General features: G+C 53.5%; 11 protein-coding genes. 4 read left to right on the top strand and 7 right to left on the bottom strand.

All coding sequences use genetic code 11. The features are described from left to right. Nucleotides 1–276: helix-turn-helix domain-containing protein (locus BBW68_RS16105; RefSeq protein ID WP_148127577.1), on the bottom strand; the 276-nt coding region annotated here is incomplete at its 3' end. A gap of 556 nt (nt 277–832) precedes the next feature. After that, nucleotides 833–1,561 carry a bifunctional 2-polyprenyl-6-hydroxyphenol methylase/3-demethylubiquinol 3-O-methyltransferase UbiG gene (gene ubiG, locus BBW68_RS06730; RefSeq protein WP_070134537.1) on the bottom strand — a complete coding sequence of 243 codons (729 nt, stop codon included), beginning with the start codon at nt 1,559–1,561 and terminating at the stop codon, nt 833–835. Nucleotides 1,562–1,754: 193 nt separating this feature from the next. On the opposite strand from ubiG, the gene gyrA reads away from it, so the two are divergent. Further along, entirely contained in the window at nt 1,755–4,394 is a 2,640-nt protein-coding gene (gene gyrA, locus BBW68_RS06725) for a DNA topoisomerase (ATP-hydrolyzing) subunit A (protein ID WP_070134536.1), read from the top strand. A 204-nt stretch (nt 4,395–4,598) separates the two neighbouring features. Here the strand turns inward: gyrA and BBW68_RS06720 are convergent, their stop codons facing one another. Both BBW68_RS06720 and BBW68_RS06715 read right to left on the bottom strand, forming a co-directional pair. Next, nucleotides 4,599–5,021, bottom strand: coding sequence for an alpha/beta hydrolase (locus tag BBW68_RS06720; protein WP_070134535.1), 423 nt, complete (start codon nt 5,019–5,021; stop codon nt 4,599–4,601). A 214-nt stretch (nt 5,022–5,235) separates the two neighbouring features. After that, entirely contained in the window at nt 5,236–5,517 is a 282-nt protein-coding gene (locus tag BBW68_RS06715; RefSeq protein WP_070134534.1) for a hypothetical protein, read from the bottom strand. A gap of 79 nt (nt 5,518–5,596) precedes the next feature. Here BBW68_RS06715 and BBW68_RS18785 point away from each other — a divergent pair, with 79 nt between their 5' ends. From BBW68_RS18785 to rcsC, 3 genes are all read left to right on the top strand, one after another. Then, complete coding sequence (locus BBW68_RS18785; RefSeq protein WP_186821294.1) at nt 5,597–5,767, top strand: hypothetical protein; 171 nt, start codon at nt 5,597–5,599, stop codon at nt 5,765–5,767. Between the two features lie 243 nt (nt 5,768–6,010). Further along, on the top strand, nt 6,011–6,550 hold the full coding sequence (locus tag BBW68_RS06710) for a helix-turn-helix domain-containing protein (RefSeq protein WP_070134533.1): 540 nt from the start codon (nt 6,011–6,013) through the stop codon (nt 6,548–6,550). 98 nt (nt 6,551–6,648) lie between these two features. Continuing rightward, nucleotides 6,649–9,501, top strand: coding sequence for a two-component system sensor histidine kinase RcsC (rcsC, locus tag BBW68_RS06705; RefSeq protein WP_070134532.1), 2,853 nt, complete (start codon nt 6,649–6,651; stop codon nt 9,499–9,501). Nucleotides 9,502–9,594: 93 nt separating this feature from the next. On the opposite strand, the gene rcsB is transcribed toward rcsC, so the two are convergent. Genes rcsB through BBW68_RS20590 form a run of 3 tightly spaced genes read right to left on the bottom strand, consistent with a single transcriptional unit; the run spans nt 9,595 to nt 13,270 of the window. Next, nucleotides 9,595–10,242, bottom strand: a complete 648-nt coding sequence (gene rcsB, locus BBW68_RS06700; RefSeq protein WP_070134531.1) for a response regulator transcription factor RcsB — start codon at nt 10,240–10,242, stop codon at nt 9,595–9,597. Nucleotide 10,243: 1 nt separating this feature from the next. Further along, the gene (gene rcsD, locus BBW68_RS06695; RefSeq protein ID WP_070134530.1) at nt 10,244–12,904 is read right to left on the bottom strand and encodes a phosphotransferase RcsD; all 2,661 of its coding nucleotides are present in this window, start codon (nt 12,902–12,904) and stop codon (nt 10,244–10,246) included. Nucleotides 12,905–12,919: 15 nt separating this feature from the next. Further along, nucleotides 12,920–13,270: an MFS transporter gene (locus tag BBW68_RS20590; RefSeq protein ID WP_070134529.1), complete on the bottom strand. Its 351-nt coding sequence runs from the start codon at nt 13,268–13,270 to the stop codon at nt 12,920–12,922. Between the last annotated feature and the right edge of the window lie 644 nt (nt 13,271–13,914).

Genomic DNA, 13,914 nt, shown 5'->3' with positions numbered 1-13,914 from the left:
AAAAGCATACTTCTCGGCAACGTGCATCAACTGTGGGTTCCAGCGATGCTTGCCGGGGCCGTAGATATCGCGCTCAAGGATATAGGGCTTGAACGGGTCAAGCTTGCAGGGTCTGGGTGCGCGAGGCTTGTAGCGGATATCCGCTACGGGCAGCGGGCTACGGATATATCTGCGAACGGTCTCACGAGAGCATGAAAGCTGGCGCGCGATGGCGCGTATCGACATGCCCTGACGGTGTAAAACACTCATCTCCACTCTGGTCTCCAATGTCATCATTGGCAGTGCCTTAAAACTGCCATTTTTACCCTGGGTGGGTCAGATTTACATCGGTAGCGACAAAGTGTATGAAAATATAGGGGCCAATCCAAAATACCATTCAAAAAAATTAGTTTTAAGTTATTTTCTGCAACTAGTATTAAACCTGAATTTTCTAGCATAGCCGCGCCAGTCAAAGGTTGTCGACTTGTCTTGGGCATATACGATCAGTATCAAAATGATTTTCCCCCCACAGGATGTGGTGAGTATTCTAGTAATTTCCGGGTGGTTAACAAGGCTTGATTTTCAGGTGAAACTACTGTCGCAGGGTGGGTGTTTTTTCTAAGTCCACGTTTCTCAAGGCCCGCAGTCGATGTCAATGGTTTAAGAAATTTGATCGAGCCCAAGTTTCTTGTTCATCCCAGATGTTCCCTGAATTTCTTTGCTGAAAATTCGGCGGAATGAAACGCCTCAATAGCAATAATTGCCGTGATGGGTTAACCCTAACTCAGCCGTGATGACAGTTGTAAGACGAAAAAAATCTAGCAGGGGTGGATCGGCATCCACCCCTGAAGGGTCAGTCAATCGCACGGTGGGTGTAAACCATGTAGTTTACATCAATGCCAGGGGCCAGCTTGAAGTGGTTGGTCAGCGGATTGTAGTGCAGTCCAATGATATGGCGCTCGTGCAGTGGGGTTTCGTCAACCCAGTTTAGTAATTCGCCGGGGCGGATGAACTTTTTGATGTCGTGCGTTCCGCGCGGCACTATGCGCAGCACGTACTCAGCGCCGATGATCGCCATCAGCCAGGCTTTACTGTTGCGGTTCAGCGTAGAGAAGAACACTTCGCCGCCGGGTTTCACCAGCCTAGCGCAGGCGTGGACCACGGAGCGCGGGTCCGGCACGTGCTCCAGCATCTCCATGCAGGTCACCACGTCATACTGCCCAGCGAATTGTTCGGCATGCTCTTCAACCGTTTGCTGTACGTAATCGATCGTCACACCGCTTTCCAGCGCGTGCATGCGGGCGACCTGTAACGGCTCCGCGCTCATGTCCAGCCCGGTGACGTTAGCATCTTCTCGCGCCATGCTTTCAGCAAGGATGCCGCCGCCGCAGCCAACGTCGAGGATCGTTTTACCAAACAGCCCGTTGGAGTGCTGAGCAATCCAGCCGAGGCGCAGTGGATTAATGCGGTGCAGCGGCATAAATTCGCCATCCAGGTCCCACCAGCGTGTCGCTACCGCTTCAAATTTGGCGATCTCGCCATAGTCTACGTTCTGCGCGCCCGCGTTTTGTTCTGCTTTCATTGGGGTATGACTCCGGCTAAAGTTTGCTGCAGTATACAAGTTTCACGCCCCTGACAGCCAAGGTTGTTGTCTGCGCCAAAAACAGAACGCAATAAAGCAGCCAAAGCGATGCTTTCCATTCAACACATGCCCGCGATATGATATATTAACGCACCTTTGAATCCGCGAATTAAGACAGAAGGAAAGCACGTCCATGAGCGACCTCGCCCACGAAATTACACCGGTCAATATCGAAGAAGAGCTAAAGAGCTCTTATCTGGATTATGCAATGTCGGTCATCGTTGGTCGTGCGCTGCCAGATGTCCGTGATGGTTTAAAGCCGGTTCACCGCCGTGTACTTTACGCTATGAACGTGCTCGGTAACGACTGGAACAAAGCCTATAAAAAATCCGCCCGTGTTGTCGGTGACGTCATCGGTAAATATCACCCGCATGGTGATACCGCCGTGTACGATACCATCGTACGTATGGCGCAATCATTCTCGCTGCGCTACATGCTGGTCGATGGCCAAGGTAACTTCGGTTCCGTCGACGGCGACTCGGCTGCGGCGATGCGTTATACCGAAGTGCGCATGTCCAAAATTGCTCACGAACTGCTGGCAGATCTTGAAAAAGAGACCGTTGACTTTGTGCCAAACTACGACGGCACCGAGCAGATCCCAGAAGTGATGCCAACTCGCGTACCTAACCTGCTGGTTAATGGTTCCTCGGGGATCGCAGTGGGTATGGCGACCAACATTCCGCCGCACAACCTGACCGAAGTGATCAACGGCTGCTTGGCGTATATCGACGATGAAAACATCACCGTTGAAGGCCTGATGGAGCACATCCCGGGCCCTGACTTCCCTACAGCTGCCATCATCAATGGTCGTCGCGGCATTGAAGAAGCCTATCGTACTGGTCGCGGGAAAATTTACATCCGCGCCCGTGGCGAAGTGGAAATTGACGCCAAGACCGGTCATGAAACCATCATCGTGCATGAAATTCCTTATCAGGTGAACAAAGCGCGCCTGATCGAGAAAATCGCCGAGCTGGTGAAAGAGAAGCGTCTGGAAGGCATCAGCGCTCTGCGAGATGAGTCCGACAAAGACGGTATGCGCATTGTGATCGAAGTGAAGCGGGATGCGTTGGGCGAAGTGGTGCTGAACAACCTCTACTCGCTGACGCAGCTGCAAAGCTCTTTCGGCATTAACATGGTGGCACTGCATCAGGGCCAGCCAAAGATTATGCCGCTGAAGGATATTCTTGAAGCCTTCGTGCGTCACCGTCGTGAAGTGGTCACCCGTCGTACCATCTTCGAACTACGTAAAGCGCGTGACCGTGCCCATCTCCTTGAAGCACTGGCCGTGGCACTGACCAACATCGATCCGGTTATCGATCTGATCCGCCAGGCAGCAACCCCAGCCGAAGCAAAAGCGGGCCTGATTGCCCGTCCGTGGCTACTTGGCAACGTTTCTGCGATGTTGGCACGTGCCGGTGACAACGCCGCTCGCCCTGAGTGGCTGGAAGAGCAGTACGGAATTCGTGACGGCCAGTACTACTACCTGACCGAGCAGCAGGCGCAGGCCATCCTAGATTTACGCTTGCAGAAACTGACCGGCCTTGAGCATGAAAAACTGCTCGACGAGTATAAAAATCTGCTGGCGCAGATTGCTGAGCTGCTGCGCATTCTCGGCAGTTCAGAGCGCCTGATGGAAGTGATTCGTGAAGAGCTGGAGCTGAACCGCGATCAGTTCGGCGACGAACGTCGTACCGAGATCACCGCCAACAGCTCCGACATCAACATCGAAGACCTGATTAATCAGGAAGACGTTGTGGTGACCCTGTCGCACCAGGGCTACGTGAAATATCAGCCACTGACCGATTACGAAGCGCAGCGCCGCGGCGGTAAGGGTAAATCGGCAGCGCGTATTAAAGAAGATGACTTTATTGACCGCCTGCTGGTGGCCAACACCCATGACACCATCCTCTGTTTCTCAAGCCGTGGTCGTCTGTACTGGATGAAGGTTTATCAGCTGCCGGAAGCTAGCCGCGGTGCTCGTGGGCGTCCAATCGTCAACCTGCTGCCGCTGGAAGCGAATGAACGTATTACCGCGATCCTGCCAGTGCGTGAATACGCCGAGGGCTGGAACATCTTTATGGCGACTGCCAGCGGTACCGTGAAGAAAATTGCGCTGACCAAGTTCAGCCGTCCGCGCAGCGCCGGTATCATTGCCGTCAACCTGCGTGATGACGACGAACTGATCGGTGTGGCGCTGACTAATGGCACGGATGAAACCATGCTGTTCTCTGCCGCCGGTAAAGTGGTGCGCTTTGCTGAAAGCGCGGTGCGTGCCATGGGTCGTACTGCCTCAGGCGTGCGTGGTATCAAGCTGGCAGAGGGTGACCACGTGGTTTCTCTGATTGTGCCGCGTGATGATGGCGCCATCCTGACAGTGACGCAGAACGGTTACGGTAAGCGTACCGCCAACAGCGAATACCCAACTAGATCGCGTGCGACTCAGGGCGTGATTTCGATTAAAGTCACAGAGCGTAACGGACCGGTTATCGGTGCGGTACAGGTGGTCGACAGCGATCAGATCATGATGATCACCGATGCCGGTATGCTGGTGCGTACCCCCGTTTCTGAAGTGAGTGTGGTAGGGCGTAACACCCAGGGTGTGATCCTGATCCGTACCGCGGAAGATGAAAACGTAGTCGGCCTGCAGCGCGTGGCTGAGCCGGTAGCGGAAGAAGAGCTCGATGCTATCGACGGCAGCGTGGCGGAAGGCGATGATGATATCGCACCTGAAGTCGACAATGACGATGAAGCGCCAGAGGCTGATGACGAGTAATCGTTAAGCTCTGATGGAAAACCGGTTCAGCTGAACCGGTTTTTTTTGTCTGAAATCCGGGGATCTGGAAGACGCTACGCAGGATGCAGCACCAAATCCTGCTCGAGCATGGATCGCTGGAGCCTTTCCTTGGCCCCGAACTCTCTGCCAATCTTGAACTGAAATCGAAACGGTAAGCTAACTCACTGTTAAAACTCCCGCTGCTCAGCTACGCTGAATAAACGCGCTAACGGCGGTAATCATTTGCTGATGTATCTCCGCACGCTTTTCCACCGAAGTTTCGCAAATAAACGCTTCCCCTTCCTCAGCCAGAATTTTCCGTGCCGCGGGTTGGCACAGCGACAGGAAATCAAAATGCCCGGCCTGTGGGAGGTGCAACAGCAGTAGCGGCAACCTGTCCACCCCTAAATTAATCTCAGTCTGTGCGTGGATATAATAGCCCGCGGCAATTACCAGCAGTGGAAGGGTAACGGAATGCAGGCTGGCAGGAGTGAAAACATCACTCATCCCCGGGTTGAGAGCGACGACAAACTTCACTAGCTGGTCACGATAGCTGGTCGCCAGCGTGGCCGCCGATCGCTGTGCCAGCGGTAAATTTCCGCGTTGATAGAACTGGCAGTCCGGCATTTACCAGCACGTTGTAACCGCCCTTTGAATGGCCGATAGTGCCAATCCTGTTGGCGTCAATGGCAGGCTGCCATCTTGCATCATCAAGATAGTAAGTGATTAAAAACGACAGGTCGCGCGTCTAGAGCGTGAGATCGCTATCGGGGCTGAAATCGCCGGTGGTGCTGCCCGGGTGATCCATGGCCCCTTGTGCCGCCGCCAGCGGCACGGCCAGCTAGGCCAGACTGCTGTCATTACCGCTGCTGCCGTAGTTCAGCACAATCAGGGGAAACTGACCCGCAGCAGGGTGAGCCTGTTCTATCGCATAAGATCCAGTGAACACCGGGCTTGCTGCCAGCAGCCTCACCGCCTGATGGTTATCGCTGGGGTAGAAAATACGCACATTGAGCATGCGCTTCAGGGTTGAGCTGCTGACAGTTTCCTGCTGTGTACCAACGGAATAACTCCAGCTTGAGAAACTGATTAACATCAGTGAAAACAGAAAAATCAGTCGCATCTTATTTACTCCTCGCGTATAAAGGTCGTATTAACAGAATGTTACAGATGCTTGACGTCTTCGATCGCGGTTGGGTCCTATGCTAATATCAATAAATTTTCTACTCAGTTTTGCCTGCCTGCTGCTGGTGCAGAAACGTCAGGCTGGCGCTTTCTTCCGTCTGCTACTGTTGTTGTTCCTGCTGCACACGGTGGTCGCCGGTTTGGGGACACTGCCGCAGTTTCATCAGCTGCGCATGTATAGCCGCTGACGGCAGTCGCGTTGCCGCTGTTTTGCTATCTGGCACTGTGCTAGGCCACCGGGCAGAAGCTGCATCTTGCACTTAGCGTGCTGGCGCTACTGGTTATGGCTGGCAGCATCCTGTGGCTACCGCAGGCGATTGATGAGCTGATGGCGGTCATCTGGATAAATAGCGCGGCGATGCTGATAAAATTGCGCTAGGGTAGGGATAGGTTCTGTCAGCTGCCGCTGGAGAGCAGTGCTCTGAGTGTGAATGGCTGGCGTCTTGCTGGCCGTCTTGCTAATCGATATCAGCGTCGCGGGGCTGCTAGAATACAGGGCGGGCAGCGGCGTTCAGCTATTAACAGCCTGCGGTAATTTACTGCTCTGCCTGCTGGTGGCCCTGACAGTACTGCTGACGCCTGCCACAGCCAGCCCGGCGGTAAAATCGCGTAAGGTGAAAGAGGGCGATGCCGCCGTGCTCGAACGCATCGATGGACTGATGCGTAGCGGCATTTATCGCGAGACCGGGCTGAACCTAGAGCAGCTGGCGCGTAAATCGGGCATTCCGGCATGTCAGGTCTCCGCCGCCATCAATGCACTCTACCGCCAGAGCGTATCGCAGTATGTTAACAGTTGGCGAATTGCTGAAGCCTGCGAGCACATTTGCCGCAGCCAGAGTCCGATCATTAAGATCATGGAAAACGTTGGTTCCCAGAGCAAATCAAACTTTAATCGCAAGTTTCTGCGCATCACCGGAAGAACCCCCTCGCAGTGGCGTAAAGAGTCAGGGAAACAAAGCACAATTAGCTAAAATAGAGCGGGGGGGTGGGGATGACTGGCTTTTAAGCAGGTAGACGCTACTGTATCGGCACTCTGTTTTATCACTACTGATAGCTGCGTGGGTCCCGTTTGAAATATCTTGTCTCTTTCCGTACAACGTTAAAAATCTCGCGCTACCTGTTCCGTGCGCTGGCGCTGATGCTGTGGATGCTTGGTGCCTTGCTGACAACGTTCTACATTATTAACGTCCTGCACGAGAGAGAGTCCCAGGTCCGCCAGGAGTTTAATACCAGCTATGACCAGACTCGGTGGTACGTACGTCACTCCGCAGACGTGACGCGCGAGCTGAAGTTTATCGCTGAAAACAGCCTTAATACTTCGTCCAGCGGGCTCGATGTGCTGAACGGCGTATTTCCCGGTAAGAGTACGCTGCCGCAGTTCTACCCGCTGTATGCCAATTCAAACTGTAGCGCGATGAGCAATACTTGGCGTAATTCTCTGGAGTCACTCAGCTATTTCCTCAATTACTGGAAAGTGAACTTTGCCACGGCCTATGAGCTGAACCGGGTGTTTTTCGTCGGTGGCGAGAGCCAGTGCTTGGCAGACTTCGGCGTGGGCAATGCTTCCGTTGACCGTATGCGGGCGCTGAAATCGCTGCATGAACGCATCCTGAAATACCGCAGCGGCAACGAAGAAGAGCGCAAAAACAGCCTGTTCTGGGTGTCGCCGACCGCGCAGCCGGGCGTCGGCTATTACTATATGATCACCCCTGTTTATGTGGCAAATAAGGTCGCGGTGCAGGTCGGTATTGAGCAGGGCATTCGTATGGAGGACTTTATTACGCCGGGTAACCTGCCGGTGGCGGTGACGCTGGTCGATCAGAACAACCAGCGGGTGCTTTCTTCCGCTCGCGGCGCGCTAGCTTTTTCCGCCGACGATCTGCCCGATAACGCCAGCTGGTTTGGCTATGTTGCCGGTTACAAGCAGCTGGTGATGAAAAAAGAGCTGCCGCCTTCATCCCTGAGCGTGGTGTACTCGGTGCCGACTAGCGCGATGATTGAGCCGCTAAAAATGCTGCTGATCAACGCCATTTTGCTGAATATTATCATCGCAATTATTCTGTTTACCCTCGCTTGGCTGTTCGAGCGCCGCATGTTTCTACCCGCCGAGTATAATGCGCACCGGTTGGAAGAGCATGAGCAGTTCAACCGCAAAATTGTCGCTTCGGCACCGGTAGGGATCTGCATTCTGCGCACCAGCGACGGCACCAATATTCTGAGTAACGAGCTGGCGCATAATTATCTCACCATGCTGACCCAGGAAGACCGGCTGCGCCTGAGCGAGATTATCTGCAGACAGCAGGTTAACTTTGTAGACGTGCTGACCGGTAGCAATACTAACCTGCAAATTAGCTTTGTGCATTCACGCTACCGCAATGAAAACGTGGCGATCTGCGTGCTGGTGGATGTCAGCGTGCGCGTGAAGATGGAAGAGTCGCTGCAGGAGATGGCGCAGGCTGCAGAGCAGGCTAGCCAGTCTAAATCGATGTTCCTCGCCACCGTCAGCCACGAGCTACGCACCCCGCTGTACGGCATTATTGGTAACCTCGACCTGCTGCAAACCAAAACCTTACCGAAAGACGTGGAGTCGCTGGTGACGGCGATGAACAACTCCTCCAGCCTGCTGCTGAAAATCATCAGTGATATCCTCGATTTCTCGAAAATCGAGTCTGAGCAGCTGAAGATTGAGCCGCGTAAGTTTTCCCCGCGTGAGGTGATAGCGCATATCACCGCCAACTATCTGGCGATGGTGGTGAAAAAGCGCCTGACGCTGTGGTGCTTTATCGACAGTGACGTGCCGGTAACGCTGGATGGCGATCCGATGCGTTTGCAGCAGGTGATCTCTAACCTGCTGAATAATTCCATTAAGTTTACCCATACCGGCGGCATCGTTCTGCACGCCTACGTCAAGGATGGCTACCTAGCGTTCCGCGTGCGCGACAGCGGCGTGGGGATCCCGACTAAAGAGCTAACCCGGCTGTTTGACCCCTTCTTCCAAGTCGGCAGCGGCGTGCAGCGGAATTTCCAGGGAACCGGACTCGGGCTGGCGATCTGTGAGAAGCTGATCAATATGATGGACGGAGATATTGAGGTGGACTCCGAGCCGGGAATGGGTAGCCAGTTTATTATTCGAATACCGCTCTACAACAGCCGGGTGATGATCCCTGAGGTGCACGACGGCTTGCAGGATAAACAGTGCTGGCTGGCGGTGCGTAACGATCAGCTGGCGGAATTCCTCGACAAATTGCTGCGTGGTCACGGCATCCAGGTGCGGCGCTATGAGGGTGAGGGTGAAGCGGATGACGTGATTATCTGCGATTACGACTGCCAGCCAGAACAGAACGTGCGCTCTGTAATCCGCTTCGACAATCGTCACAATGACGGACCACGCGAAGTGCTACCAGGGCGTTGGCTGTGTGCCACTACCATGCCGCACGAGATGCTGGCACTGCTTGGGCGCATCTATCGCGTGGAAGTAACGATGCCGGAAGGGTTACCGGCCACCTTGGTTGAGCAGGAAATCGGTGTCAACAATGACGATATCCTGATTCTGGTGGTTGATGACCATCCGATTAACCGCATGCTGCTGTCAGATCAGCTTGGCTCGCTGGGTTACCGCGTCAAAACGGCGCAGGACGGTATTGATGCCCTGAATGTATTGAGCCGCAGCGAGATCGATATTGTCCTGACCGATGTCAATATGCCGAATATGGATGGCTATCGTCTGACGCAGCGCCTGCGCGAGCTGGGGCAAACTTTCTTGGTGGTCGGCGTGACCGCGAATGCGCTGGCTGAAGAGAAGCAGCGTTGTATTAAGGCCGGGATGGATAACTGCCTCTCGAAGCCGGTGACGATGGATATGCTGCAGCAGGCGCTGGCGTATTATGCGGAGCGGGTGAGGAAGGGCAGGGATGGCGCTTAGATATTAAGGGCTGACCGAAAAAAAAGTCAGCTCCTACAAATTTTCGTAGGGGGCGACCATTTTTTCTGGTCGACCCGTTAAGTGAATATTTGCTTAATCTACGGAAGGAGACATGTTCACTGAAGAGAGATAGTTCAGCAGGGCGATATCATTATCAACACCCAGTTTCATCATCGCTGATTTCTTCTGGCTACTGATGGTTTTAATACTGCGGTTCAGCTTCTTGGCAATTTCAGTCACTAGTAAACCTTCAGTAAACAGGCGTAATACTTCGCTCTCTTTCGGCGACAGACGTTTGTCACCGTAGCCACCCGCACTGATTTTTTCCAGCAGTTTTGCCACGCTGTCCGGGGTGTATTTCTTACCCTTCTGCAGGGCTGCCAGCGCTTTCGGCAGGTCAGTTGGTGCACCCTGTTTCAGTATTATCCCTTCGATATCCAAGTCCAGTACCGCGCTGAGGATCGCCGGGTTATTGTTCATGGTCAGAACAATAATGGAGAGATCAGGATAGTGACGCTTGATGTATTTAATCAGCGTAATACCGTCGCCATATTTCTCACCGGGCATAGAAAGGTCGGTGATCAGCACGTTCGCATCAAGCTTAGGCAGGCTGTTAACTAAGGCCGTGGAGTCTTCAAATTCGCCTACAACGTTGACCCATTCAATCTGCTCAAGCGACTTACGAATGCCGAACAGGACAATAGGATGGTCGTCGGCAATAATGACATTCAGGTTATTCATATTATTGGTTACCTTGCTGCAGCAGTTCATCGACGTAAGTGTCAACTTCACTGGTGGTATTTTTAATGTTTGAATCGTCACATTCTTTAATGTGCAGTTCTAACGTTTCACAAAGCTGCTTGCCGGGTAACAAATTTAACATGGCAAACACACCTTTCAGCCGGTGTGCGATCTGAGCCAACGCACTGTAATCCCTGTTTGTAGCTTCATTATACAGTCTCTTTACATCATCTGGTACTGTATCAACGAAAAGCTGGAAATAGCCACTGGCGAAAAGTTGAGCCGTGTCCTGCGGATCCATATTTTCGTCAGTCAACTCGCCCCGCGCAAGCTGTTGTTCAATCAACATCAGCAGCGCATCCTGCATTGCACTGCTGATATTGAAGTTCACGCGGTACTGATTTGCAGGCAGCTGGCTGAAACCGGGTTCATCATCCGTGAGCAGCAGCGACCATGGCGTTAAACGCTCAGGATCGTCGGTGACCAGCACATCATGTTCCTGGCCGGAGAAGCGCTCGTCTGGCGTAATGCAGTTCGCGCCCCAGTTTTCCAGTTGATGCACCACGATTTTACGCACGTCATCAAGGGTAATATCAATCAGGGCATTAACCCCTTCCAGCAGTTTCTCTTCCTGATCCTGCTGAGGCTCCAGCGGCGCATGCAGCTGTATGCTGTAGCGTGAGCCGATGTCCGGGCGCGCCGCAATCTCCAAATGCCCGCCAAGCTGTTTACACAGCTGCTTGCAGAGGAAGAATGCCATACCGGATGCCTGACCAAAACGATCTTGGTGCGTTTCCCCTAGGAACGGGAAGTCGGTATTCGCCATCTCTTCAGCGGAGAGCCCCGCGCCGGTATCGACAATCTCAATCGATAGGTGATCGGCGCGCTTTGGCGGTGTGCTGATGGTGATGCTGACGCGGCCCCAAGTGGTGGTAGTCACCGCGTAATGCAGCAGCGTCGAGAGAATTTTCGCAATGGCCCGGCGGTCACTGAAACGCGTCTCATCGCTGCTGAGCGTGTTGTTGACCATCAGCGTCAGCCCTTTGCGGCGCATGATCGGTAGGATCTCCACCGCCAGTTCATCCAGCAGGGTTTGCAGGCTGAAGCTGCAGGCGTCCGGCGCCCAGTCGAGGGTTTCCAGCTGGTTCAGCAGCACAATATCATCTACCAAGCGGCTCAGAGCTTGTGACGCCTCCAGCGAACTCTCGAGCTGCTTAGGCTCGTGTTCAGCCCTGAGCGACTGCAAACGGCCAATAACATCATGCAGAGGGCGCTGCAGGGCATGACCCAGATTCTGTAACAGCTGCCGACGCGACTGATGGTTTTTATCCAGCACCTGCTGCGCTTTCTGCAGCTTCTTGTTGACCAGTAATTCCCGGTCCTGATCGCGCAGCATAAACAGCTGCGTATGCGGAGAGATGACGCTGCGCGCATGGCGGATCTCATACACTTCGTTGTTCACCGTGGCCTGCAACACGCCCTGATGCTGATCGGACATATTGATAATCTTTTGCAGGTTGAGATGCGGCAGCAGATGTTCGGCAATCTTGTTGCTGATAATGGTGCGGTTGTTGGCGAAGTCATACACCAGCAGCCCGACTGGCAGCGTGCCGACAATCTCTTCGTTCAGCAGGCGCAGTGATTCGAGCTCTGCGCTTTGATTTTCGCTCGGACGTAGCGACTGCTGGCGCAGTAAAAACAGCCCTGCCAGCGACATGATCAGCAGCGCAAGGTTTGCCAGCAGTGGCCACAGCAGATTGTGCAGCGTCTCAATCACTAGGCCAGTAATCGGTACGCGATAAACCAGCTGTAGCGGGGTGCTGGCCAGCGATGCGGCAATTTCAATATTCGGGTTAATCCAGTCAATGCGCGTGCTGCTGTTGCTGTCCTGATTGTCATCCCCTTCCGCCACTGGTGCTGCATCCTGCTTTAGTTGGAAGTTTTCCAGCGGCATATTGAGCGGAACGAGATCATTCACCGGCAGGTCAAACGCCACCACAGTCGCCAGATGCCCCGGCTGATTAAATGTGGTGCGTACCGTAAAGTAGTGGTCGTTTTGCCAGCTGAAGCGGCGCAGCGGCGAGAAGCTCTCGCGCTCATCTAGGGCGTTGGCCTGCTGCAGCATCTCCGCGCGGCGCGCCTCAACGATATTGCTGATGGCGCTCTCTTTATAGCGCGTGGTCATATCCTTCAGCGGCAGGGTAGAAACTAGGATCATGCTGTTATCCTGGCCATTCAGAAAGTACATCGACCAAGTGCTGTTTTCCGCGCCCCATAGCGTATCAAGGTAGTTGCTCATGCGCAGGGTCATATCCAGCGTGCCGCCGTCGTGAGAACCAAAAATCAGCGCTTCGGTTTTACGGCGGTTTTTTTCCAGATAGTAGACGTCCGGGCGCAGGCGCGTTTCCTGCAGGCTGTTCGATGGCATACCGGCCACGCTGGCCGCCAAGTTTTCATAGATCTGCCAAGTGGTGAAGCGATAGGTATCAATGCGCTTTTGCATCGCATGATTGATATCCGCCATTGCATAACGTTTTTCCGTCAACCTGGCGTTTACCGCATTGTGAATCATAAATACTGATGTCAGCAGAAGCACCATGATAAACATCACAAAAAAGCGCGTAACATTGCCGGATGTCAGCGGAAATTTATATGGCAACATGCAATGAAACCCCAGTTAACGTGTAATCAATCGGGCGCTGGCCGCCACGACTAAAAACAGCGCAGCAATGGTACTGAAGGCCACCGACAGGCTGGACAACTGTGAGATAAATCCGACTAAAGCCGAGCCTGCCAGAATACCTGCATAACCGATGGTTGTCATAGCCGAAATCGCCAGATTGATCGGCATCACCTGCTGTTTACCCGTCGCAGTGAAAATAATCGGTACGGCATTGGCACCACCAAAACCGATCAGAATAAAACCCAACAGCGTCGCCAGCATACTCGGCACAAGTACCGCCAGCAGTATTCCTGCGGCGGCGCAGAGCGCGCCGCAGAACAGCATCGCGGTGCGGCCAAAATCCACGGCCTAGACTATTCATCGCCATGTCGATTAATCCGATAGCGGTACCAAATACCATCAGCGATAGGTCCAGCGAGAGAGGTGTGGAGAGCGATGCCAGCAGGGGCAGCAGGAGCGCACTACCGTTGGCCATCACCCGCTTGCAGCCGAAGCGGCCGACCAGCACGCCAGTAAGCGGCATTGCAATCAGTGAACCTAATCCTAGGCACCGCAGCAGGGTGCCGAGTGAACCATCACCCAGCTGAGCACGCTGTTTAGCGTACGGGACCAACGGGGCCTACGATGTCATACCGATACCGGCGATTAAAAACGCCATACGCGTAGCGCGTTGTACTGCTCGCACTTTAATATCAGAGGCTTGAGCATCCACTGTCGTCATCTTATTCCTACTGCCAGCCACAAAAATTGGCCCCAATTTTTACCACATTAGACCTATTTTAAGAAACCAAACCTTAACAGAATTCGGTAAAAGACGCTGGCGTTAATCCAGCTACATAAGGCTGGAGGAGTTAATAACCTGAAAAAATGCGGCTGTTAATCAGAATGAATTATGGTCATTTGTGGTGTATGGGAATTCGAGGAAGGTGGCGTATCCTGCTGATTGATTTCTCCCAAGATTTTAACAATAGAGAGATGATACGCCATGT

Origin of the sequence: Candidatus Erwinia dacicola, from assembly GCF_001756855.1 — a bacterium.
Classification (GTDB): Bacteria; Pseudomonadota; Gammaproteobacteria; order Enterobacterales; family Enterobacteriaceae; genus Erwinia; species Erwinia dacicola.
This window is presented reverse-complemented; position numbering and strand designations above follow the sequence as displayed.

Coding starts and splice junctions, on each gene's coding strand:
- ubiG (WP_070134537.1), bottom strand. CDS start 1,561: ATGAAAGCAGAACAAAACGCGGGCGCGCAGAACGTAGACTATGGCGAG.
- gyrA (WP_070134536.1), top strand. CDS start 1,755: ATGAGCGACCTCGCCCACGAAATTACACCGGTCAATATCGAAGAAGAG.
- BBW68_RS06720 (WP_070134535.1), bottom strand. CDS start 5,021: ATGCCGGACTGCCAGTTCTATCAACGCGGAAATTTACCGCTGGCACAG.
- BBW68_RS06715 (WP_070134534.1), bottom strand. CDS start 5,517: ATGCGACTGATTTTTCTGTTTTCACTGATGTTAATCAGTTTCTCAAGC.
- BBW68_RS18785 (WP_186821294.1), top strand. CDS start 5,597: ATGCTAATATCAATAAATTTTCTACTCAGTTTTGCCTGCCTGCTGCTG.
- BBW68_RS06710 (WP_070134533.1), top strand. CDS start 6,011: ATGGCTGGCGTCTTGCTGGCCGTCTTGCTAATCGATATCAGCGTCGCG.
- rcsB (WP_070134531.1), bottom strand. CDS start 10,242: ATGAATAACCTGAATGTCATTATTGCCGACGACCATCCTATTGTCCTG.
- rcsD (WP_070134530.1), bottom strand. CDS start 12,904: ATGTTGCCATATAAATTTCCGCTGACATCCGGCAATGTTACGCGCTTT.